We start from the raw sequence: 22,698 nt of genomic DNA, 5'->3' as shown, positions 1-22,698 counted from the left end.
TAGTCCCCCGCAGGATTTGCTCCTAGAGGGGATGTCGGGGATAGACAGTTCGAAGGCCGGATCAGCCTTCCACGGGCGGTATATGGCCAAACATCTCTTGCACGAACTTCACCCGTTCTTCCGGCGTTTCGCTCACGCCAGCGGCTTTCAGTTCTTCCAGTCGCGCCTCCACCGCATGGGTGCGCAGAGTCAGGCCGCAGTCGTTGGCAATCTGGATATTCAGCCCCGGCCGCGCGTTCAGCTCGAGGATCAGCGGGCCTTTTTCCTGGTCCAGCACCATGTCCACACCGATATAGCCCAGGCCGCACAGTTCATAGCAGCCGGCCGCCAGCTTCATGAAACCGTCCCAGTTGGGCAGTTGTACGCCGTCCACCGCGTTGGTGGTATCGGGGTGCTTGGTGATGATGTTGTTCAGCCAGGTGCCACGCAAGGTCAGGCCGGTGGCGAGGTCTACACCCACGCCAATCGCGCCTTGGTGCAGGTTGGCCTTGCCACCGGACTGGCGCGTCGGCAAGCGCAGCATCGCCATCACCGGGTAGCCCATCAGCACGATGATGCGGATATCCGGCACGCCTTCGTAGCTGATGCTCTTGAAGATCTGGTCGGGTACCACGCGGTATTCGATCAAGGCGCGATCGCGGTGGCCGCCGAGGGAGTACAGGCCGGTGAGAATGCTGGAAATCTGATGCTCGATTTCTTCATGGCTGATGATCTTGCCGGACACTGTGCGATAGCGTCCCTCAAAGCGGTCCGCCACCACCAGGATGCCGTCGCCGCCGGCGCCCTGGGCGGGCTTGATCACGAAGTCGCTGCGCCCACCGATGATTTCGTCGAGCTTGTCGATTTCTTTCTCGGTGGAGATTACCCCATACATTTCAGGTACATGGATGCCGGCCGCCATGGCCCGTTCCTTGGTGATGATCTTGTCATCCACGATCGGGTACAGGCTGCGCTTGTTGTACTTGAGCACGTAGTCGGCGTTACGCCGGTTGATGCCCATGATCCCGCGCGCTTCCAGGGCCTTCCAGGTCTTCCAGAAGCCGAACATTAGGAGTCAGCCTTCAGGAATGCCTTGAAACGTACCAGTTCGGTCAGGCGGTAGCCGCGATAACGGCCCATGGCCAGCATGAAGCCCACCAGGATCAGCAGGATCGCCGGGAAGGTGAACACGAAGTAGATCAGCTCCGGCACGCTCATGATGATGTGCGCCAGGGATGCCGCGAACAGCGTGCCGATCGCCACTTTCAGCGCATGGTTGGCGCCGCGCTCTTCCCAGGTGATCGACAGGCGTTCGATGGTCATGGTCAGGATCACCATCGGGAACAGCGCTACCGACAGGCCCCGCTCCAGGCCCAGCTTGTGGCTGAACAGGCTGATGGCGGCAATCAGCACCACCACGAAGGTCAGCACCACCGACAGCCTCGGCAGCATCTGCAGTTTCAAGTGCTCAAGGTAGGACCTGAGCGACAGCCCCAGCGCGGTGATGATTGTAAACAGCACAATCCCGAAACCCAGTTGCGTCTCGCGGAAGGCCAGGGCAATCAGCACCGGGGTAAAGGTGCCGAGGGTCTGCAGGCCGATCAGGTTGCGCAGGATCAGGATCACCAGCACGCCAATCGGGATCATCACCATGATCATGAACGTCTGCTGGGTTTGCAGCGGCAGGCCGTACAACGAGTATTCGAGGAAGTTGGCGTCGGTGTTTTCGTCGGTCAGCTTGGCCAGGCGAATCGCGTTCATTTCGCTGTTGTTCAGGCTGAAGGTCACCATGGCTTTCTTGCCGCCATCGACCGTGATCAGGTTTTCATCGCCGGTCCACCACAGCAGCCGGTCGGCGGGCAGGCCTTGTTCACCGGTTTCCGGGTTGAAGTACAGCCAGTCATTCCCATTGAAGCTGCGCAGCCACAGTTCCGGAGATTGCGGCTGGTCGGCGACGAGGCGAATGGTGTGGACTTTTTCCACCGGTACGTGGGCGATGGACAGCAGCAATTCAACGATCTTGGCCTTGTGCGACGTCGACGGGTCGCCCGCCAGCAGCAGTTTCACATTGTCGTCGTTGAGGTTGTTGGTGCGCTTGATGGCTTCGGTAATAAAGGTCTCGACGTCTGCCGAGTGCTGGCGAATCGGCGCGAGCAAGGCTTCGGCGGCGATTTTTTCCGGGCCTTCCACGGCGATGCTGTCGCGGAACGTCGGGCCCTTGATCTTGACCTTTTCACCGCTATAGCGCTTGGTCAGCACCAGGCGGTAATACAGGGTCTGGTTACCCTTGGCGCGGCGCGCCGACCAGGTGACCTTGCGGTTACCGTCGGCGCGATTGACGCTCACCCCGTAGTTGTTCGAAATAAAGCTCTCATTGAGGCTGACGAAGTCGCGGCTCAACGGCGGCACGAACATCGAAACCTTCACCGGGTCCTTGGGGTTGGCGACGAACTCGACCTTCGCGTCGATGTTCCACAAGTCATCGGTGGCGTCCTCGGTGACAGGGATGCCCAGCACGAAGATCTGGTAGGCGGTGACCGAAATACCCAGCACCACCAAAATGGTGATCAGGATTTTCAGGTGCAGGGTCAGAGAGCGCATTCGGTTTACTCGGCGGTATGAGCGTCGGCGGCGCAGGCAGGTTTGCCTGCTGCATATTTAAGGCTGGGGTCGATCAGCGCATCAAAGCGCTTGAGCGCTTCGGAGCCGATCAGCAGCGGGTATTGGAAGGTGCTGCGGTCAGTCAAGTTCACTTCGATGCTGCGTAAAGCGCTGCCCATGCAGATATCCAGGGCAATCACCGGACGAGCGGTGTACTGCTTATCCTCATCGGGGTCGTAATCATCGGCACGGCGCTTGATCTTGCTGACGCGGGCCAGTGGACGTTCGATGGGGTGGGAATGGGCGGCGTCGATGGCCAGGTAGAAGCGTACCCAGGATTCCCCATTGCGCTTGAAGCGTTTGATATCGCGTGCACTCAGCGAGGCGGTCTTGGCGCCCGTGTCGAGCTTGGCCGCGACTTCCAGGTCGAGGCCCGCCAGCTTGGCATATTCATTCAGGCCATACACGGTCTTCTCGGCGGCAACGCCAAGGCTCGGCAGGGACAGTAGGCATAACAGTAGGGGGAAGGGCTTGAGTCTCATAATTCCTGAGGCGATGCAGTGCGAAATTCAAGGCGACTGGCATTACTGCGCAAGCTCCCTCGTGCGCCATTTCATCTAGCGATGTCAGGCAAATGCGGCGGGCATTCTAACATGATGCTTTTTTGGCGCCAGCGCTGGCAGGCGGCCATGCTCTTGGATCCACGCCGGAGGTTATTAGACGATTGTCGACAATGTTGATTTATTCTTTGACTAGTCAGGGGTAATTGACTAGTTTTTGCAGCATTGCTTTTAAAGGTGTCGACAATATGCTGGATCAAACGGAATCTCCGCCGGCGCTGTCGGACGAATCCCAAACTATGTCGGAAAACGTTTTCCGGCGAATCCAGGCCGCCATCGTCAAGGGCGAGATCGCCCCAGGCTCCAAGATTTCCGAACCGGAGCTGGCGCGCACCTATGGCATCAGCCGTGGCCCGCTGCGCGAGGCGATTCACCGCCTGGAAGGCCAGCGCCTGCTGGTGCGGGTGCCCCACGTCGGCGCCCGCGTGGTGTCGTTGAGCCACGCCGAGCTGGTCGAGCTCTATGAAATCCGCGAGTCATTGGAAGGCATGGCGTGCCGGCTGGCGGCCGAGCGCATGACCGACGCGGAAATCGAAGAGCTGCGCCAGGTATTGCACACCCATGAACGGGATGCCGCGTTTCAGGCCGGTGTCGGCTATTACCAGCAGGAAGGCGACTTCGATTTTCATTACCGGATCATCCAGGGCGCCGGCAACCGCACCCTGACCCAGATGCTCTGCGGCGAGCTGTACCAATTGGTGCGCATGTACCGCATCCAGTTTTCCGCCACCCCCAATCGTCCACGCCAGGCCTTTGCCGAGCATCACCGCATTCTTGACGCGATTGCCGATCGCGACGGTGAACTGGCCGAACTGTTGATGCGCCGGCATATCGGCGCTTCCAAACGCAACATCGCCCGTCACTTTCCGGACGGCGCTCCCCAATAAATAGAGGTGAGTCATGAGTTCCACGAACAACAGCACCCCAGGCCAGCGTTTCCGTGACGCGGTCGCCAGTGAACAGCCGCTGCAGGTGGTTGGCGCAATCAATGCCAACCACGCCTTGCTGGCCAAACGCGCCGGCTTCAAGGCGATTTACCTGTCCGGTGGCGGCGTGGCTGCGGGCTCCCTGGGTGTTCCGGACCTGGGCATCACCGGCCTGGATGACGTGCTGACCGACGTACGCCGCATCACAGACGTATGCGACCTGCCGCTGCTAGTGGACGTGGACACCGGTTTCGGTTCCTCGGCGTTCAACGTGGCGCGCACCGTCAAGTCGATGATCAAGTTCGGCGCGGCGGCCATCCACATCGAAGACCAGGTCGGCGCCAAGCGCTGCGGCCATCGGCCCAACAAGGAGATCGTGTCCCTGCAGGAAATGGTCGACCGCATCAAGGCCGCCGTGGACGCGCGCACCGATGACAGCTTCGTGATCATGGCCCGCACCGACGCCCTGGCCGTGGAAGGTTTGGAATCCGCCCTGGAGCGCGCCGCCGCGTGCATCGAGGCCGGTGCCGACATGGTGTTCCCGGAAGCCATCACTGAACTTGAGATGTACAAGTTGTTCGCCTCGCGGGTGAAAGCGCCGATCCTGGCCAACATCACCGAATTCGGCGCGACCCCGCTGTTTACCACCGAACAGTTGAAATCTGCCGATGTTTCCATCGTGCTGTACCCGCTCTCGGCCTTCCGCGCCATGAACAAGGCTGCCGAGAACGTCTACACCGCGATCCGCCGCGACGGTACGCAGCAGAATGTGATCGACACCATGCAAACCCGCATGGAGCTTTACGATCGTATCGACTACCACACCTTCGAGCAGAAGCTCGACGCGCTGTTTGCCGCGAAGAAGTAGCAAGCGCGCCTCCTTGAATAACGACAAAATTGGAGAACAACCATGGCTGAAGCAAAAGTATTGAGTGGTGCCGGCCTGCGTGGCCAGGTGGCCGGGCAGACCGCACTGTCGACCGTCGGCCAGGCCGGCGCTGGCTTGACCTATCGCGGCTATGACGTGCGTGAACTGGCCGCCGATGCGCAATTTGAAGAAGTCGCCTACCTGCTGCTGTACGGCGAACTGCCGACCAGCGCCGAACTGGCGGCCTACAGCGCCAGGCTGAGCCAGCTGCGCGACTTGCCGCAAGCGTTGAAAGAAGTGCTGGAACGCATCCCCGCCGACGCCCACCCGATGGACGTGATGCGTACCGGTTGCTCGTTCCTGGGCAATATCGAGCCGGAAAAAGACTTCAGCGTGCAGCGTGACGTCACCGACCGCCTGCTCGCCGCGTTCCCGGCGATCATGTGCTACTGGTACCGCTTCAGCCACGACGGCAAGCGCATCGACTGCGTCACCGACGAGCCCAGCATCGGCGGGCACTTCCTGCACCTGCTGCATGGCAAGAAGCCGAGCGATCTGCACGTCAAAGTGATGAACGTGTCGCTGATCCTCTACGCCGAGCACGAATTCAACGCCTCGACCTTCACTGCCCGGGTGTGCGCGTCGACCTTGTCCGACCTGTATTCCTGCGTCACCGCCGCCATCGGTTCCCTGCGCGGCCCGCTGCACGGCGGCGCCAACGAAGCGGCGATGGAGATGATCGAGCGTTTCGGTTCGGCCGAAGAGGCCGTCGAAGGCACCCTCGGCATGCTGGCGCGCAAGGACAAGATCATGGGCTTTGGCCACGCCATCTACAAAGACAACGACCCGCGTAATGAAGTGATCAAGGGTTGGTCGAAAAAACTCGCTGACGAAGTGGGCGACACGGTGTTGTTTGCGGTTTCCGAAGCCATCGACAAGACCATGTGGGAACAGAAGAAGCTGTTCCCCAACGCCGACTTCTACCATGCCTCGGCGTACCACTTCATGGGCATCCCGACCAAGCTGTTCACGCCGATCTTCGTTTGTTCGCGGCTCACCGGCTGGGCGGCGCACGTGTTCGAGCAACGCGCCAATAACCGCATCATCCGTCCAAGCGCCGAGTACACCGGCGTTGAGCAGCGCAAGTTCGTGCCAATCGAACGTCGCTGAAGATCGACGATCCTGAAGTGGTAACCGAATCAAATGTGGGAGGGGGCTTGCCCCCGATAGCAATCTGTCAGTTGATACAGCCGGCACTGAACCACCGCTATCGGGGGCAAGCCCCCTCCCACATTTTGATTGCATTTCACACCTGGATCAGTCGGCTCCTTATGTAATCACCGTGATCGAGTCCTGACGATGAACACTGAATTTCGCAAACCGCTCCCCGGCAGTCGCCTGGATTACTTCGACGCCCGCGCGGCTGTCGAGGCAATCACTCCCGGCGCCTACGCCACCTTGCCGTATACCTCCCGCGTACTCGCGGAAAACCTGGTGCGTCGTTGCGACCCGGCCAGCCTCAATGCCTCCCTGAGCCAGTTGATCGAGCGCAAGCGTGACCTCGATTTCCCATGGTTCCCGGCCCGCGTGGTGTGCCATGACATCCTCGGCCAGACCGCCCTGGTAGACCTCGCCGGCCTGCGCGACGCCATCGCCCTGCAAGGCGGCGATCCGGCGCAGGTCAACCCGGTGGTGCCGACCCAGTTGATCGTCGACCACTCCCTGGCCGTCGAAGCCGGTGGCGCCGACCCCCAGGCGTTCGAAAAGAACCGCGCCATCGAAGACCGCCGCAACGAAGATCGCTTCCACTTTATCGAGTGGACCAAGAAGGCCTTCAAGAACGTCGACGTGATCCCGCCCGGCAACGGCATCATGCACCAGATCAACCTGGAGAAAATGTCACCGGTGATTCAGGTGCGCGACGGTGTGGCCTTCCCGGACACCTGCGTCGGCACCGACAGCCACACCCCGCATGTGGATGCCCTGGGCGTGATCGCCATCGGGGTCGGCGGCCTTGAAGCCGAAAGCGTGATGCTCGGGCGTGCCTCATGGATGCGCCTGCCGGAAATTGTCGGGGTGCAGCTGACCGGCAAGCTGCAGCCGGGCATCACCGCCACCGATATGGTGCTGGCGCTGACCGAGTTCCTGCGCCAGCAGAAAGTCGTCGGCGCATGGCTGGAATTCTTCGGTGAAGGCGCTTCGGCCCTGACCCTGGGCGACCGTGCCACCATCTCCAACATGGCCCCGGAATACGGCGCCACCGCAGCGATGTTCTACATCGACCAGCAGACCATCGCCTACCTGAAGCTCACCGGTCGCGAAGAGGAACAGGTCGCCCTGGTGGAGCAGTACGCACGCCACACCGGGCTGTGGGCTGACGAGCTGAAAGGCGCGCAATACGAGCGCGGCCTCAGGTTCGACCTGTCCAGCGTGGTGCGCAACATGGCGGGCCCGAGCAACCCTCACGCCCGTGTCGCCACGCGTGACCTGGCGGCCAAAGGCATCAGCGGCCAGTGGGACGACGTACCGGGACAAATGCCTGACGGCGCCGTGATCATTGCCGCCATCACCAGTTGCACCAACACCAGCAACCCGCGCAACGTGATCGCCGCCGGCCTGCTGGCGCGCAACGCCAACCGGCTCGGGCTGACGCGCAAGCCGTGGGTCAAGTCGTCCCTGGCGCCGGGCTCGAAAACCGTGGCCATGTACCTGGAGGAAGCCGGCCTGGGGCATGAGCTGGAAAAACTCGGTTTCGGCGTGGTGGCCTTCGCGTGCACGACCTGCAACGGCATGTCCGGCGCGCTCGACCCGGTGATCCAGCAGGAAATCATCGACCGCGATCTCTACGCCACCGCTGTGCTGTCAGGTAACCGCAACTTTGACGGGCGTATTCATCCGTACGCCAAGCAGGCCTTCCTCGCTTCGCCGCCGCTGGTAGTGGCCTATGCGATTGCCGGCACCATTCGTTTCGATATCGAGAAAGACGTGCTCGGGCTCGACGTCGACGGCAAGGAAATCCGCCTGCAGGACATCTGGCCGAGCGATGAAGAGATCGACGCAGTGGTCAAGGCCTCGGTCAAGCCGGAACAGTTTCGCGCCGTGTACATCCCGATGTTCGCGATCCACGAAGACACCGGCCCTAAAGTCACCCCGCTGTACGACTGGCGCCCGCAAAGCACCTATATTCGCCGCCCGCCGTATTGGGAAGGCGCCTTGGCCGGCGCACGTCCGCTCAAGGGCATGCGCCCGCTGGCCGTGCTGCCGGACAACATCACCACCGACCACCTGTCGCCCTCCAACGCGATCATGCCGGACAGCGCCGCCGGCGAGTACCTGGCGAAAATGGGCTTGCCGGAAGTTGACTTCAACTCCTACGCGACTCACAGGGGCGACCACCTGACCGCACAGCGCGCCACCTTCGCCAACCCGAAACTGTTCAACGAAATGGTGCAGGAAAACGGCAAGGTCAAGCAGGGCTCCCTGGCGCGTATCGAGCCGGAAGGCACGGTCACGCGTATGTGGGAAGCCATCGAAACCTACATGGAACGCAAGCAGCCGCTGATCATTATCGCGGGCGCCGACTACGGCCAGGGTTCGTCCCGCGATTGGGCCGCCAAGGGCGTACGCCTGGCCGGTGTGGAAGCGATCGCCGCCGAAGGTTTCGAGCGCATCCACCGCACCAACCTGGTCGGCATGGGCGTGTTGCCCCTGGAATTCTTGCCGGGCACCGACCGCCACACCCTCAAGATCGACGGCAGCGAAACCTATGATGTGGTCGGCGAACGCACGCCGCGCGCGCAATTGACCCTGGTGATCAACCGCAGGAATGGCGAGCGTGTCGAAGTGCCGGTGACCTGCCGCCTGGACACCGCTGAAGAAGTGTCGATCTACGAGGCGGGCGGCGTGTTGCAACGTTTTGCCCAGGACTTTTTGGAATCGGCGGCGACGGCCTGAGGGGTTAACCATGGCACACGTAGCGCAAATCAAGATCCCCGCCACCTATATGCGGGGTGGCACCAGCAAGGGAGTTTTCTTCAGCCTCAATGACCTGCCGCCCTCGGCGCAGGTACCGGGCGCTGCCCGCGACGCCTTGCTGTTGCGGGTGATCGGCAGCCCCGACCCCTATGACAAGCAAATCGATGGCATGGGCGGCGCCACGTCCAGCACCAGCAAAACCGTGATCCTGGCCAAGAGCACGCGTGCCGGGCACGACGTGGATTACCTGTTCGGCCAGGTGTCCATCGACAAGCCGTTTGTCGATTGGAGTGGCAACTGCGGCAACCTCTCGGCGGCGGTCGGTTCGTTCGCCATCAGCGCCGGCCTGGTCGACCCAGGCCGTGTGCCCCACAACGGCGTGGCCGTGGTGCGCATATGGCAAGCCAATATCGGCAAGACCATCATCGCCCATGTGCCGATCACCGACGGCGCTGTGCAGGAAACCGGTGATTTTGAACTGGATGGCGTGACCTTTCCGGCTGCCGAAGTGCAGCTGGAATTCATCGACCCGGCGGCGGAAGAAGAGGGCGGTGGTGGCTCGATGTTCCCCACCGGCAACCTGATCGATGAGCTGGAAGTGCCCGGCGTCGGCACCTTCAAGGCCACCCTGATCGACGCCGGCATCCCGACGATTTTTATCAATGCTCAAGATTTAGGCTACACCGGCACTGAGTTGCAAGGCGCGGTCAATGGCGACCCGAAAGCCCTGGCGATGTTCGAGACCGTGCGTGCCTATGGCGCGTTGCGCATGGGCCTGATCAAGCACCTGGACGAAGCAGCCCTGCGCCAGCACACGCCGAAGCTGGCGTTTGTGGCCAAGCCTGCGGATTACGTGGCGTCCAGTGGCAAGGCGATCAAGGCCGGTGATGTGGATTTGCTGGTGCGGGCGTTGTCCATGGGCAAATTGCACCACGCAATGATGGGCACGGCGGCGGTGGCGATCGGCACGGCGGCGGCGATTTCCGGCACCCTGGTCAACCAGGCGGCCGGTGGCGTGGAACGCAATGCCGTGCGCTTCGGGCATCCGTCGGGCACCTTGCGCGTGGGTGCCGAGGCGACGCAAGTGAACGGTGAATGGGTGGTGAAGAAAGCCATCATGAGCCGCAGTGCGCGGGTGTTGATGGAGGGGTTTGTGCGCGTTCCCGGCGATGCCTTCTAAAGCCCAACACCCATCCCTGTGGGAGGGGGGTTGAGCGATTCAATGTAGGAGCGAGCTTGCTCGCGAAAAACGCCCAGGCAACGCGTTCATTCTGGATAAACGCGGGGCCCTGAGTTCTTCGCGAGCAAGCTCGCTCCTACCAAAAGCCTTAACTGACTGGCAATAGGTCTTGCCCCTCCCACATGGGATCTCTATTCCAAGGCAGGCAACCAGACCTGCCCTGATGATTAATCGTGACCCTGAGGAATAAACCACCTTTTTGGAGAACCGCCATGAGCGCCAACGTCGACCAGAACAATCGCCCCGACTACGATCAGGTCCTGCAGGACATTGCCGACTATATCCTCACCTACCGGATCGAGTCCGAGGCCGCACTGGACACCGCCCGCAACTGCCTGATGGACACTCTCGGTTGCGGCCTGCTGGCCTTGCGCTTCCCTGAGTGCACCAAGCACCTGGGGCCGCTCGTCGAGGGCACCGTGGTGCCGTTCGGGGCAAGGGTGCCGGGCACTTCGTTGCGGTTGGACCCGGTCAAGGCCGCCTGGGACATCGGCTGCATCGTGCGCTGGCTCGACTACAACGACACCTGACTCGCGGCTGAATGGGGCCATCCTTCGGACAACCTGGGCGGCATCCTCGCCGTGGCCGATCACCTGTCGCAAAAACGCGTGGCCCATGGCGACGCACCGCTGACCGTACGCGCGGTGTTGGAAGCCATGATCATGGCCCACGAAATCCAGGGCGTGATTGCCCTGGAAAACGCCTTCAATCGCGTCGGCCTCGACCATGTGCTGCTGGTGAAAGTCGCCTCCACTGCGGTCACCGCCAAGCTGATGGGCGCCGACCGTGAGCAACTGCTCGCGGCGTTATCCCATGCGTTTGTCGACGGGCAGGCATTGCGTACTTACCGCCATGCGCCGAACGCCGGTTCGCGTAAATCCTGGGCGGCGGGCGATGCGTCGAGTCGCGGGGTGCGCCTGGCGGATATCGCATTGCGCGGCGAGATGGGTATTCCCGGCGTGCTGAGCGCGCCACAGTGGGGGTTCTACGACGTATTGTTCAGCCATACCAACAAGGATCTGGCCCTCAAACCTCAAGAGCAACGCCGGTTCAGCCTGTCCCAGCCCTACGGTACCTACGTGATGGAAAACGTGCTGTTCAAGATCAGCTTTCCCGCTGAATTCCATGCGCAGACGGCCTGCGAAGCGGCGGTGACCTTGCACCCGTTGGTGAAGAACCGCCTGCATGCGATCGAGCGCATCGTGATCACCACCCACGAGTCGGCGATTCGCATCATTTCCAAAGTCGGCCCCTTGGCCAACGCTGCGGACCGCGACCATTGCCTGCAATACATGACCGCCGTGCCGTTGGCCTTCGGCAACCTGGTGGCCGAGCACTATGAGGATCAATTCCATGCCGCCCATCCGATCATCGATGAGCTGCGCGCGAAAATGGTGATCGTCGAAGACCCCCGTTACAGCCGCGAATATCTGCAGGCCGACAAGCGCTCCATTGCCAATGCGGTGCAGGTGTTTTTCATCGATGGCACCTGCACCGAGCAGGTGGCGGTGGAATATCCGATTGGCCATCGTCGTCGTCGAGAGGATGGCATCCCGCTGCTGGAAGACAAGTTCAAGGCCAACCTGGCGACGCGGTTTACCGCGCAGCGCAGTGCCGAAATCTTTGCGTTGTGCAAAGACCAGGCGCGGCTGGAAGCGACCCCCGTCAACCGCTTCATGGACCTGTTCATGATCTGAAAAACACCACACAACCCAATGTGGGAGGGGCGGTGCGACGATTCGACTTGCTCCCGATAGCAGTGTGTCAGTCAACAGGTTCATTGGCTGATCCACCGCTATCGGGAGCAAGCCCCCTCCCACATTGGTTTTGCAGTGTTATGACTGTCGAGTCAGGCTCAGTTATGACTCAAACCGCAAAATCACCCGACGGTTGTGCTTGCTCTTCTTCTCGATTTTCTCGCAGAACACCCGGCCGATCTCCTCGGTGTTGAGCACATGGGTACCACCGCATGGCTGGATGTCGATGCCGGGAATTTCAATCACGCGTACCGAGCCTTGGATCACCGGCGGTGCTACCGCCTGGGTGCGGGTGATCTGCAGCAGAGTCGAGTACTCAGAGGCAGGCATCGACAAGGTTTTCACCGAGTGGGCCTGTTCGATCAAGGCGTTAAGGTCGCGGGTAATGCTGTCTTTATCCAGGGTCATTTCCGGCAGGTCGAAATCCAGGCGACCTTTGTCTGCACTGATGCTGCATCCCGTCACCGGCGCGTCGATGATCGAGCACAGCAGGTGCAGGCAGGTATGCATCTTCATATGCTGGTAGCGCCGCTCCCAATCCAGGCCGGCGTCTACTTGGACGCCGGCGGTCAGGTGCGCGGGGCACTGTTCCACCTGGTGCCAGATGATCGAGCGCAGCACCGGGTCGCGCACCGTGCCGGTGACCGCCACGCGGGTGCCGTCGGCCAGGGTGAGGTGGCCGGTGTCCCCCGGTTGCCCGCCGCCGGTTGGGTAGAACAGCGTGTGCTCCAGGGCGACGCCGTGCTCGCTGACCGCAATCACCCGGGCGCTGAAGGCGTTTTGATAGGGCGCGCTGTCGAACAGCGCCAGGGTTTCCATGGTATGCACGGACATGTTCAACCTCCGACGATCAGTGGGCTGGCTTGCAACAGGTGACGCACCATCGCACTCAAGCCAGGGGGTGAGAGCAGGGTGATTTCAAACGCCGGCCCGCAGACTTTCAGGTTCAGCGGCAGGCGCGGCAGTTGTTCGCCTGTGTCGAGGCGGCGCAGGCGAAACTGCAGGTGATGACGCTCTTTCACCGTGGGTTCGAGCATCAGCCCTGGCAGCGGATGAAAGTCGGCGTCCAGCACCGTGACCTTATGGCCGGCATCCACCTCGCCGACGACGTGCAGGCGCTCATCCAGGGCGAATGCGCCAAGGTAGCTGCTGTGATCCGATTCATCGTTTTTCTGCAGCTGGATCTGGTTGACCACCTTGACCTTAGTGCCCGCCGGCACGTCCTGGGTAATGACACAGGAGGGGCTGATAAATACGTTGTCGCCGATCTGCACATAGCCCAGCACCCGTGCCCCGGCGCCAACCTCGACATTGTTGCCCAGGCGTGGATGGCGCTTGCCGTCCGGGTTGTTGGCGATACCGCGCGCGCCCAGGGTCACGCCACACAGGATGTAGCAGTCGTTACCGATCTCGCAGGTTTCGCCGATGACCGTGCCGTAGCCATGGTCCAGCACAAAGCGCCGGCCGATGCGCGCAGCCGGGTGAATCTCGGCCCCGGAGAGGATCTTGCCCTGGTTGCTGAGCTTGAGGGCGATGCGGGTAAAGACGCCGGGGGCGGGCTCCGGGAAATTCCACACCAGGTGCGCAAGCCGGTAGAACAACACCGCCTTGAACGAGGCGTAGGATTCCAGGATCAATTCGCCACGCCCGCGCGAGGCCGGGTCGCGATAGGCGTAGGCGATCAGGTCCTCGGCCACCGCCTGGGCGGCAGTCTGGATCAGCGGCGCCAGGTGCGGTTCCAGTTGCTTCATCTGCGCAGGCGTCAGGGTTTGGATGAGGTGGGTCAGCAACTCATCATGCAGCTGTTGCATGTCGATAAAGCCTCCCATGGAGGCACCCCCGCATTCTGGTTGGTTGGGTAACCGGTTATTCGAAACTGGGCAGGTAGCTGTCGGCATTGTCGTAGACCATGGTCAGCACCACCGTTTCGGGCGGCAGTTCCGGGGCGAGTTGGGCGATGGCGACCATGTTGGCGGCCGATGACAGCCCCAGGCTGATGGCGTCGGTGCGCATGATGCGTTTGATCATTTCCAGGCACGCCGAGTGGGACACCTTGAGCATGCCGTCCAGTACGTCCAGGTTGAGAATGCTCGGGATCAGCCCAATCGACAGGCCCTGGATGGCGTGCGAGGCGTGTTGGTCCTTGAGCAGGTCGCATTCCTCCGGCTCCACGCCCATCACGCGGATCGCCGGCCAGGCCGCCTTGAGGGTTTCGCCGATACCGGTGATATGCCCACCGGTGCCGATGCCGCTGACGAAATAGTCCACGCGCCGCTCACCGAAGGCGCGGATGATCTCCGGGGCGGTGGTGTCGCGGTGGGTTTGCGGGTTGGCGCCGTTGCGTTGCTGGTTGAGCATCACGTAGTTGGGGTTTTCCAACTGCAGCTCCATGCACTTTTCGCCGTGGGAATTGTTACCGAGGCGGCTGTCCGACAGCACCACCCGGGCGCCGTACAGGCGCAGCAGCTTCTGTTTTTCGGGGCTGTAGTTGTCCGGAATCACCAGCACCACTTTATAGCCGAGCACATTGCCCGCCATCGCCAGGCCGATACCGGTATTGCCACCGCTGGGTTCGATGATGGTCTGCCCGGAATCGCGCATCAGCACGCCACGGCGTTCGGCGTCGAGGATCATGCCCAGGGCGATGCGCGCTTTGTGGCTGCCGCCCGGGTTGAGGGATTCCAGCTTGGCATAGACCTCGATGCCGAGGTCTTCGGAAAACTGCGCCAGACGTACGATCGGGGTGTGGCCGATCACGTCGAGAATGGAGTTATGCAGCATCAGTCGACCCCCGATCAGTACAGCGGCATGTCGGGTTCGACGTCGCGCACCCAGTGTTTCATGCCGCCCTGCAGCACCTTGGTATTGGCGAAGCCTGCGGCCAACAAGGTGCTGGCGGCCTGCTCGGCACGCGTCCCGGCATAGCAGATCAGGTAGTGGGTGTTGTCGCGGCTCAGGCTGTCGAGCTGTTCATCCAGCTCTGCCAGGGGGATGTGCACCACCCCCGGCAATTTGCACACTTCCAGTTCGCTGGCGTCGCGCACGTCGAGCAAGACGTCGGCGCTGCGGTGGTTGTCGATCACTTGCTTGAGCACGCGGGGCTTGATGTAGCGTTCCTCGGCGAGGCACGGTTGGCTCGGCACCGCATCCGCGCACAGCGTCGGTGCGACGGCTTCGCTGTGGCGCCGTTCCGAGCAGCACGGGCAGTCGGCACGGCGCTTGAAGCGGATCTCGCTGAATTTCATCGCCAGCGCATCGAAGCGCATCAAGCGGCCGGACAAGGGTTCACCAATACCGATGAGCAATTTGATCGCCTCGGTCGCCTGGATCATCCCGACCACTCCCGGCAGCACGCCGATCACCCCACCGGCGTTGCAATTGGGCGCCAGTTCCGCAGGCGGTGCGCTGGGAAACAGGCAGCGGTAGCAAGGCCCACCTTTATAGTTGAGTACGCTGATTTGCCCGTCGAAACGGTAGATGGCGCCGTACACCAAGGGTTTGCCCAACTGTACGCAGGCGTCATTGACCAGGTAGCGGGTCTCGAAATTGTCCGTGCCGTCGATCACCAGGTCATAGGCGCCCACCAGCTCCAGGGCGTTGTCGGCAGTGAGCGCGGTGTTGTGCGCGTTGATCTGGATGTGGCGGTTGAGGTCTTGCAGGCGTTGCTTGGCGGATTCCACCTTGGGCATGCCCAGGGTGCTGTTGCCATGCACGATCTGGCGTTGCAGGTTGCTGCTTTCCACCACGTCGAAGTCCACCAGCCCCAGGGTACCGATGCCGGCCGCCGCCAGGTAAAGACTGATGGGCGAGCCCAGGCCACCGGTGCCGATGATCAGCACCTTGGCTTTTTTCAGGTTCAACTGACCTTCACGGCCGACGCCGGGCAGGGTGATATGGCGGACGTAGCGTTGCACTTCTTCATTGCTCAGGGTGTCGACGTCGATGCCGCCTGAGGTGGCGAGCAGCACTTCGATCCGGGCCTTTGCCGGCAAGCTGTCGTCAGCGTCGATCAGCTCCTCCTCGGCGGTGAACAGGAAGTGTTCCTTGAGCTGGTTGTTCTTCTCGTGAAACAGGTGCTGGCGCAACTGTGGGTGACTGTCGCAGAGGTTTTCAATGACTTCGCGCAATGTCGATCCGGCGCCCTCGAGGGTCGATTCCGGCAGCTTGGCCACGCGAACCAGAATGTCGGGGAAAGAGACAGCGTTCATGGACAACTCCGTGTGCAGGTCGTTGAAAGGTTGAAGGGCGAAATGCTTGCCATCCCAGGCAAACAGCTTTGACCCCAGAGCCTGGCCTTGGCGAACATCCACCACCAGGTAACTGACGGGATAGATCGGCTCGCCGAGAAACAGCGCCTTGTCCTGGTCTTCCTCGCTGAAATAGGCACCGACATCCGGGTGCGAGTGGTAGATCACCAACACCGGGTTGTCGCTGCGAAACGCCTTGTTCATCAACAAGGTGTCGGCGACTGAAAAGGTGTAGCCGCTGGCCGCGCTGCGTGGGTACATCTGCGGGTTCTTGCGGTGCAACTCGTTCTGGATATTGCTGCCCAGGTACACACTGCCGTCGGCAAAGATGAAGCCACAGCATTCCTCGGGATAGCTGCCACTTGCGTGGGCGTAGATCTGTTCCAGGGCTTTTGGGCGGAGGACGTCCATGTTTCTCTCGCTTGGGTTGAGGGTCAATTTTTCTTCGCCAGCAGTTTTTCAATGGGCAACTTGGTGATCGCAAAACCGCCCAGCAGGATCGCCGAGTACAGCATCAGGTCACGGGAAATTTCCACGCCTTCGTACCAGGCGCCGATGATGACCGCGAACACCGGAAAAATGATGAACACGAAGGACAAGATGATCGGGCTCAGGCGCTTGAGCAGCATGAAATACACAATGAAGCCGCCCACCGACGCCACCAGCCCGAGGTAGAACAGCGCGCTCCAGGAGCGCAGGGTGATGTCGTCGAAGGTCGGGGTCTCGAACCACAGGCCGGCCACGAACAGCATCAGCCCGGCAATGCCGATGGGCAGCGTGTTGTAGGTGATGACACTGATGGCGCTGCCTTTTTGCTTGGTAATCACGTAGCACAACGCGTGCATGATCGCGGCGGTCAGAATCGCCAATACGCCAAAAAACTCGGCATGGTCCAGGTGCAGGCCCTGGCTCTTGATGATCATGTAGAGGCTGCCGAACCCGATACCGATGCCGACCACCTGGGAGAGGTAGATGCGCTCACGCAGGAACAGCGCGGAGAAGATCAGGATGAACACCGGCATGCAGCTGAACAGCAGGGCGGTCAGGCCGGACGAGACATGCATCTCGCCGTAGTTGAGCAGGTAATAGGGAATGCTGAAGTAGGACAGGGTCACGAACACGAAGAACCAGCGGCTTTCGCGCGGAAACAGAATCGGCTCGCGGCGCACCATGGCGAAACACAGGAACAACGGGAAGGCGATCAGGAAGCGCAGGCCCGCGGAGGTCAGTGGCGGCACGCTTTCCACTGCGATCTTGATGCCCAGCCAGGTGGTGCCCCAGCTCAGGCACACGATCAGGAACATGACGCTCGTGATCAGGCCGGCCAGCCACTGTTTCTGGGTTTTGGTTTTTGCGGTGTTTTCAAGAACGGCAGACATTGGCATCGTTTATTGCTTCCCTGAGCCGGAATTGAACTCTATATTGAACTTGTTATAAGTGATTCAATCCGGTGATTGAACCCGCAAAAGCACACTATTAGGGCGAATGATGACTGTCAAAACAAATATTGACATGGTGTCAATTATGCGTGAGGGGTTGTCCAACGGTCAGGGCGTGAAGTACAAGCGCCTGTCCGATGTCATGGAAAGGGGCATCCTCGAAGGCACGATTGAACCGGGAAGAAAACTGCCGCCCCATCGGGTGCTTTCCGACAATCTGGGTGTCACCATCGGCACCATCAGCCGGGCCTACGGTGAGCTGGAGCGGCTAGGGTTGGTAGTGGCGCGTGTGGGTGACGGCACATTCGTGCGCAAGCGTGGGATGGAGCGCCAGCGTGATGAAGGCTTTCGCAATTTCAGCGAGGAGCCACGCCAGTACTTCGATATGAGCCGCAACATGCATATTCCCGGGCAGGAAACAGTGTTCCTGGCCCAGAGCTTTCAGACCCTGTCGACCAACGGCAAATTCCTCCAGGACATCAGCGCCTACACCCCGGATGCAGGCCTGCCGCGCTACCGTGAGGCCGGTGCGCAATGGCTGGTGCAGCGCGACTTCCATCCGATTCCCGAGCAGGTCATCTGCGTCAATGGCGGCCAGCACGGTCTTCTCTGCGCGATGATGGCGTTGCTGCGCGCCGGCGACACGGTGGTCACCGAGCAGCTGACTTACCCAGGGCTGATCACCGCCGCGCGCATGCTGGGTGTGCGGCTGATCGGGCTGGAAATGGACGAAGAAGGTGTGTTGCCGGGCGCACTGGATGAAGTCTGTCGTAATCACCGGGTTTCGGCGCTGTACTGCACACCGACCATCCAGAATCCTACGACGGCGGTGTTATCGGTGGCGCGCCGGGAGGCCTTGGTCAAGGTCTGTCGCGAACACAATCTGCTGATTCTCGAGGACGAGGCCCATGGCGTTTTGGTGGAAGACCGCCCGCCGCCGTTGAGCGCCTTTGCGCCCGAGCGGACGATTTTGATCAGCAGCCTGAGCAAAGCGGTGTCGGCTGGGCTGCGAGTCGGGTATGTGCATGCGCCACCGGCGCTGGTCAGTCGGGTTTCGGCGGCGTTGCGTTCGACCTGCTGGATGGCCACCCCGGTGACCCTGGAGTTGGCGACCCAGTGGATCGAAAACGGCACGGCCGAATACCTGCTGCGCCAGCAGATCAACGAGATCAGCCGGCGCAAGGCGTTGGTCGAAGGCTTATTGAATGGGCTGGCCTACCGCACTCACCTCAACAGCCCACACTTCTGGATCGAAGTGCCTGAACCCTGGCGCGCGTCGGAAATCGAGGCGGAGCTCAAACAGAACAATTACCTGATCGCGACCGCCGAGGCGTTCGCGGTAGGGCAGACCGCAGTGCCGCAGTTCATCCGTGCGAGTATCTGTAATACGTCGGGGGATGATCAGTTGTTGCGCGAGGGCTTTGATGCGCTGGCGACCGCGCTGGGCCAGGGTGGCGGCAGGTTTCACCTGTAGACCTGATGTACACCGGCCAAATGTGGGAGGGGGCTTGCCCCCGATGGCGCTGGATCAGCCGGTTAATTCGCCAACTGACACACCTCCGTCAGGAGCAAACCTCCCCAAGGCTACTTGAACCGCCGCTCCACACCTTTCTCCACCAGAATCTTCGCTGAAATCTCTTCCACCGAAAAATGCGTGGAATTGATGTGCGCAATATTCTCGCGACGGAACAGATTTTCCACTTCACGCACTTCAAATTCGCATTGGGCGTAGCTGGAATAGCGGCTGTTGGGTTTGCGTTCGTTGCGGATGGCGGTCAGCCGGTCCGGGTCGATGGTCAGCCCGAACAGCTTGTGCGAATGCGCACGCAGCGCGGCTGGCAGCGTCAGGTGTTCCATGTCGTCTTCGGTCAGCGGGTAGTTGGCCGCGCGGATACCGAATTGCATGGCCATGTACAGGCAGGTGGGTGTCTTGCCGCAGCGCGACACGCCGACCAGGATCAGGTCGGCCTTGTCGTAGTAGTGCGTGCGGGCGCCGTCATCGTTGTCGAGGGCGAAGTTCACCGCCTCGATCCGCTCCATATAGTTGGAGTTATGCCCAATGGAATGGGACTTTCCGACGGAGTAAGAGGAATGTTCGCTCAGCTCCTGTTCCAATGGCGCCAGGAACGTGGAGAAGATGTCGATCATGAAACCATTCGACGTTGCGAGAATCTCACGAATGTCTTGATTGACGATGGTGTCGAAAATGATCGGGCGAAAGCCGTCTTTTTCAGCCGCCAGATTGATTTGTTGTACCATGGCCCGCGCTTTGTCCACGCTGTCTATATAAGGCCGTGTGAATTTGGCGAAGGTAATGTTTTCGAACTGCGCGAGCAGGCTCTGGCCCAGTGTTTCGGCCGTGATGCCGGTGCCATCGGAAATAAAGAAAGCAGATCGTTTCATTTGAGCCCTGGGCCTTAAGCTGATGGCGAATCTTGGATATGATAGGCGCGATTTTGCCGTCCCGCAGTGGGCCGCATTCTCACTTATTTTCCAGGTCCAGGCCACAAGCGCTGGCGTTCGCTCCTACTGAGCAAGCCGCGTCCTGAGCTTTTCCAACACAGAAAGTGGAGAGATCACCTTGGTAGAGTACGTAGTTTCCCTCGATAAGCTCGGCGTCCATGATGTAGAGCATGTGGGGGGCAAGAACGCATCCCTCGGCGAGATGATCAGTAATCTTGCAGGCGCCGGTGTCTCGGTGCCGGGTGGTTTTGCCACCACGGCCCAGGCTTACCGTGATTTCCTCGAGCTGAGCGGCCTCAATGCCCAGATCCACGCCGCGCTGGACGCCCTGGACGTCGATGACGTCAACGCCCTGGCCAAAACCGGCAGCCAGATCCGCCAATGGATCATGGATGCCGAGTTCCCCGAGAAGCTCAACGAAGAGATCCGCACCGCCTTCGCCACCTTGTCCGCCGGTAACCCGGATATGGCCGTCGCCGTGCGGTCCTCGGCCACCGCCGAAGACTTGCCGGACGCCTCGTTCGCCGGTCAGCAAGAGACCTTCCTCAACATCCGCGGCGTGGAGAACGTGATCCGCGCGGCCAAGGAAGTGTTTGCCTCGCTGTTCAACGACCGCGCCATTTCCTACCGCGTGCACCAGGGTTTCGACCACAAGCTGGTGGCGTTGTCTGCCGGTGTGCAGCGCATGGTGCGTTCGGAAACCGGCACCGCCGGCGTGATGTTCACCCTCGATACCGAATCGGGCTTCCGTGATGTGGTATTCATCACCGGCGCCTACGGCCTGGGCGAAACCGTAGTACAAGGCGCGGTGAATCCGGATGAATTCTACGTGCACAAGCACACCCTTGAGGCCGGCCGCCCGGCCATCCTGCGCCGCAACCTGGGCAGCAAGGCGATCAAGATGATCTACGGCGACGAGGCCAAGGCCGGTCGTTCCGTTAAAACAGTGGACGTCGACAAGGCCGAGCGCGCGCGTTTCTGCCTTTCCGACGCTGAAGTCAGCGAATTGGCCAAGCAAGCGATGATCATCGAGAAGCACTACAAGTGCCCGATGGACATCGAATGGGCCAAGGACGGTGACGACGGCAAGCTGTACATCGTGCAGGCCCGTCCCGAGACCGTTAAGAGCCGCACGTCGGCCAACGTCATGGAACGCTACCTGCTGAAAGAAACCGGCACGGTGCTGGTGGAAGGCCGAGCCATTGGCCAGCGCATCGGCGCCGGCAAGGTACGCATCATCAAGGACGTTTCCGAGATGGACAAAGTCCAGCCGGGCGACGTGCTGGTCTCCGACATGACCGACCCGGACTGGGAACCGGTGATGAAACGCGCCAGCGCCATCGTCACCAACCGTGGCGGGCGCACGTGCCACGCGGCGATCATCGCCCGTGAGCTGGGTATTCCTGCGGTCGTGGGTTGCGGCAACGCCACCCAGCTGTTGAAAGATGGCCAGGGTGTGACCGTGTCCTGCGCCGAAGGCGACACCGGTTTCATCTTCGAAGGCGAGCTGGGCTTCGACATCAAGCAGAACTCCATCGACGCCATGCCGGACCTGCCGTTCAAGATCATGATGAACGTCGGCAACCCGGACCGCGCCTTTGACTTCGCGCAGCTGCCGAACGCCGGTGTGGGCCTGGCCCGCCTGGAGTTCATCATCAACCGTATGATCGGCGTGCACCCCAAGGCCCTGTTGAACTACGACGGCCTGCCGCTGGACATCAAGGAAAGCGTCGACAAGCGCATCGCCGGCTACAACGACCCGGTGGGCTTCTATGTCGAGAAGCTGGTGGAAGGCATCAGCACCCTGGCGGCGGCGTTCTACCCGAAAAAAGTCATCGTGCGCCTGTCGGACTTCAAGTCCAACGAATACGCGAACCTGATCGGCGGCAAGCTCTACGAGCCAGAAGAAGAAAACCCGATGCTGGGTTTCCGTGGCGCCTCGCGTTATATCAGCGAAGCGTTCCGTGACTGCTTCGAACTCGAATGCCGCGCCCTCAAGCGTGTGCGCAACGAGATGGGGCTGACCAACGTCGAAATCATGGTGCCGTTCGTGCGTACCCTGGGCGAGGCGAGCCAGGTGGTCGACCTGCTCGCTGAAAACGGTTTGACGCGCGGCGAGAACGGCCTGCGGGTCATCATGATGTGCGAGCTGCCGTCCAACGCCATTCTGGCCGAGGAGTTCCTGGAGTTCTTCGACGGTTTCTCCATCGGCTCCAACGACCTGACCCAGCTGACCCTGGGCCTGGACCGCGACTCCGGGATCATCGCTCACCTGTTCGACGAGCGAAACCCTGCGGTCAAGAAGCTGCTGGCCAACGCCATCCAGGCCTGTAACAAGGCCGGCAAGTACATCGGTATCTGCGGCCAGGGCCCTTCCGATCACCCTGACTTGGCCAAGTGGCTGATGGAACAGGGCATCGAAAGCGTCTCGCTGAACCCCGACTCCGTGCTGGAAACCTGGTTCTTCCTCGCCGAAGGCCAAGCGCCCGCTTAACGTCGCTACGTCAAAAGTGCCGGTCACCCGTTGAGGGTGACCGGCATTCTTATCTGTACAGGGCGGAACTCCTACCGGACGCCGCCCTT

16 protein-coding genes and 1 pseudogene are annotated in these 22,698 nt (G+C 61.1%); 8 read left to right on the top strand and 9 right to left on the bottom strand.

The genetic code is table 11. The features are described from left to right. Nucleotides 1-61: 61 nt before the first annotated feature. From C4J91_RS20250 to C4J91_RS20240, 3 genes are read right to left on the bottom strand one after another with little or no spacing between them, the layout of a single operon-like run. Nucleotides 62-1,048, bottom strand: coding sequence for an alpha-L-glutamate ligase-like protein (locus tag C4J91_RS20250; RefSeq protein ID WP_124363950.1), 987 nt, complete (start codon nt 1,046-1,048; stop codon nt 62-64). Next, nucleotides 1,048-2,580 (bottom strand): inactive transglutaminase family protein, encoded by a 1,533-nt coding sequence (locus C4J91_RS20245; protein WP_124363949.1) that lies wholly within the window; start codon nt 2,578-2,580, stop codon nt 1,048-1,050. Before C4J91_RS20245 ends, C4J91_RS20250 begins: the two co-directional genes overlap by 1 nt. 5 nt (nt 2,581-2,585) lie before the next feature. Further along, complete coding sequence (locus C4J91_RS20240; RefSeq protein WP_124363948.1) at nt 2,586-3,122, bottom strand: ATP-dependent zinc protease; 537 nt, start codon at nt 3,120-3,122, stop codon at nt 2,586-2,588. 266 nt (nt 3,123-3,388) lie between these two features. On the opposite strand from C4J91_RS20240, the gene C4J91_RS20235 reads away from it, so the two are divergent. The 6 genes and pseudogenes from C4J91_RS20235 to prpD all read left to right on the top strand — a co-directional run bounded on the left by C4J91_RS20235 (nt 3,389) and on the right by prpD (nt 11,906). Next, entirely contained in the window at nt 3,389-4,087 is a 699-nt protein-coding gene (locus C4J91_RS20235; protein WP_124363947.1) for a GntR family transcriptional regulator, read from the top strand. 13 nt (nt 4,088-4,100) lie between these two features. After that, nucleotides 4,101-4,994, top strand: a complete 894-nt coding sequence (gene prpB / locus C4J91_RS20230; RefSeq protein ID WP_124363946.1) for a methylisocitrate lyase — start codon at nt 4,101-4,103, stop codon at nt 4,992-4,994. Nucleotides 4,995-5,036: 42 nt separating this feature from the next. Next, nucleotides 5,037-6,164, top strand: coding sequence for a 2-methylcitrate synthase (prpC, locus tag C4J91_RS20225; protein WP_124363945.1), 1,128 nt, complete (start codon nt 5,037-5,039; stop codon nt 6,162-6,164). Between the two features lie 189 nt (nt 6,165-6,353). Continuing rightward, entirely contained in the window at nt 6,354-8,948 is a 2,595-nt protein-coding gene (acnD, locus tag C4J91_RS20220; protein WP_124363944.1) for a Fe/S-dependent 2-methylisocitrate dehydratase AcnD, read from the top strand. 10 nt (nt 8,949-8,958) lie between these two features. After that, nucleotides 8,959-10,149, top strand: a complete 1,191-nt coding sequence (prpF, locus tag C4J91_RS20215) for a 2-methylaconitate cis-trans isomerase PrpF (RefSeq protein WP_124363943.1) — start codon at nt 8,959-8,961, stop codon at nt 10,147-10,149. A gap of 272 nt (nt 10,150-10,421) precedes the next feature. Next, nucleotides 10,422-11,906 (top strand): annotated as a pseudogene (prpD, locus tag C4J91_RS20210) (2-methylcitrate dehydratase). 162 nt (nt 11,907-12,068) lie between these two features. Here prpD and C4J91_RS20205 read toward each other — a convergent pair. From C4J91_RS20205 to C4J91_RS20185, 5 genes are read right to left on the bottom strand one after another with little or no spacing between them, the layout of a single operon-like run. Next, the gene (locus tag C4J91_RS20205) at nt 12,069-12,800 is read right to left on the bottom strand and encodes an alanyl-tRNA editing protein (protein ID WP_124363942.1); all 732 of its coding nucleotides are present in this window, start codon (nt 12,798-12,800) and stop codon (nt 12,069-12,071) included. Between the two features lie 2 nt (nt 12,801-12,802). Next, nucleotides 12,803-13,795: a serine O-acetyltransferase gene (locus tag C4J91_RS20200; protein ID WP_124363941.1), complete on the bottom strand. Its 993-nt coding sequence runs from the start codon at nt 13,793-13,795 to the stop codon at nt 12,803-12,805. 37 nt (nt 13,796-13,832) lie between these two features. Next, entirely contained in the window at nt 13,833-14,747 is a 915-nt protein-coding gene (locus tag C4J91_RS20195; protein WP_124363940.1) for a PLP-dependent cysteine synthase family protein, read from the bottom strand. 14 nt (nt 14,748-14,761) lie between these two features. Next, a complete protein-coding gene (gene moeB, locus C4J91_RS20190; RefSeq protein WP_124363939.1) occupies nt 14,762-16,624 on the bottom strand; it encodes a molybdopterin-synthase adenylyltransferase MoeB in 1,863 nt (620 codons plus the stop codon). 23 nt (nt 16,625-16,647) lie between these two features. After that, complete coding sequence (locus C4J91_RS20185; RefSeq protein WP_164484591.1) at nt 16,648-17,541, bottom strand: DMT family transporter; 894 nt, start codon at nt 17,539-17,541, stop codon at nt 16,648-16,650. A gap of 160 nt (nt 17,542-17,701) precedes the next feature. On the opposite strand from C4J91_RS20185, the gene C4J91_RS20180 reads away from it, so the two are divergent. Beyond that, a complete protein-coding gene (locus C4J91_RS20180) occupies nt 17,702-19,126 on the top strand; it encodes a PLP-dependent aminotransferase family protein (protein WP_124363937.1) in 1,425 nt (474 codons plus the stop codon). A 110-nt stretch (nt 19,127-19,236) separates the two neighbouring features. Here the strand turns inward: C4J91_RS20180 and C4J91_RS20175 are convergent, their stop codons facing one another. Continuing rightward, on the bottom strand, nt 19,237-20,055 hold the full coding sequence (locus C4J91_RS20175) for a pyruvate, water dikinase regulatory protein (RefSeq protein WP_003193298.1): 819 nt from the start codon (nt 20,053-20,055) through the stop codon (nt 19,237-19,239). Nucleotides 20,056-20,233: 178 nt separating this feature from the next. Here C4J91_RS20175 and ppsA point away from each other — a divergent pair, with 178 nt between their 5' ends. Continuing rightward, on the top strand, nt 20,234-22,609 hold the full coding sequence (gene ppsA, locus C4J91_RS20170) for a phosphoenolpyruvate synthase (RefSeq protein ID WP_124363936.1): 2,376 nt from the start codon (nt 20,234-20,236) through the stop codon (nt 22,607-22,609). The last annotated feature ends 89 nt before the right edge of the window (nt 22,610-22,698 follow it).

The sequence above is a fragment of the Pseudomonas sp. R3-52-08 genome (assembly GCF_003851745.1).
Lineage (GTDB): Bacteria > Pseudomonadota > Gammaproteobacteria > Pseudomonadales > Pseudomonadaceae > Aquipseudomonas.
This window is presented reverse-complemented; position numbering and strand designations above follow the sequence as displayed.

What these genes read in the sequence shown, in the direction of transcription:
- C4J91_RS20250 (WP_124363950.1), bottom strand. Translation starts at nt 1,048, where the DNA reads ATGTTCGGCTTCTGGAAGACCTGGAAGGCCCTGGAAGCGCGCGGGATC.
- C4J91_RS20245 (WP_124363949.1), bottom strand. Translation starts at nt 2,580, where the DNA reads ATGCGCTCTCTGACCCTGCACCTGAAAATCCTGATCACCATTTTGGTG.
- C4J91_RS20240 (WP_124363948.1), bottom strand. Translation starts at nt 3,122, where the DNA reads ATGAGACTCAAGCCCTTCCCCCTACTGTTATGCCTACTGTCCCTGCCG.
- C4J91_RS20235 (WP_124363947.1), top strand. Translation starts at nt 3,389, where the DNA reads ATGCTGGATCAAACGGAATCTCCGCCGGCGCTGTCGGACGAATCCCAA.
- prpB (WP_124363946.1), top strand. Translation starts at nt 4,101, where the DNA reads ATGAGTTCCACGAACAACAGCACCCCAGGCCAGCGTTTCCGTGACGCG.
- prpC (WP_124363945.1), top strand. Translation starts at nt 5,037, where the DNA reads ATGGCTGAAGCAAAAGTATTGAGTGGTGCCGGCCTGCGTGGCCAGGTG.
- acnD (WP_124363944.1), top strand. Translation starts at nt 6,354, where the DNA reads ATGAACACTGAATTTCGCAAACCGCTCCCCGGCAGTCGCCTGGATTAC.
- prpF (WP_124363943.1), top strand. Translation starts at nt 8,959, where the DNA reads ATGGCACACGTAGCGCAAATCAAGATCCCCGCCACCTATATGCGGGGT.
- C4J91_RS20205 (WP_124363942.1), bottom strand. Translation starts at nt 12,800, where the DNA reads ATGTCCGTGCATACCATGGAAACCCTGGCGCTGTTCGACAGCGCGCCC.
- C4J91_RS20200 (WP_124363941.1), bottom strand. Translation starts at nt 13,795, where the DNA reads ATGGGAGGCTTTATCGACATGCAACAGCTGCATGATGAGTTGCTGACC.
- C4J91_RS20195 (WP_124363940.1), bottom strand. Translation starts at nt 14,747, where the DNA reads ATGCTGCATAACTCCATTCTCGACGTGATCGGCCACACCCCGATCGTA.
- moeB (WP_124363939.1), bottom strand. Translation starts at nt 16,624, where the DNA reads ATGGACGTCCTCCGCCCAAAAGCCCTGGAACAGATCTACGCCCACGCA.
- C4J91_RS20180 (WP_124363937.1), top strand. Translation starts at nt 17,702, where the DNA reads ATGACTGTCAAAACAAATATTGACATGGTGTCAATTATGCGTGAGGGG.
- C4J91_RS20175 (WP_003193298.1), bottom strand. Translation starts at nt 20,055, where the DNA reads ATGAAACGATCTGCTTTCTTTATTTCCGATGGCACCGGCATCACGGCC.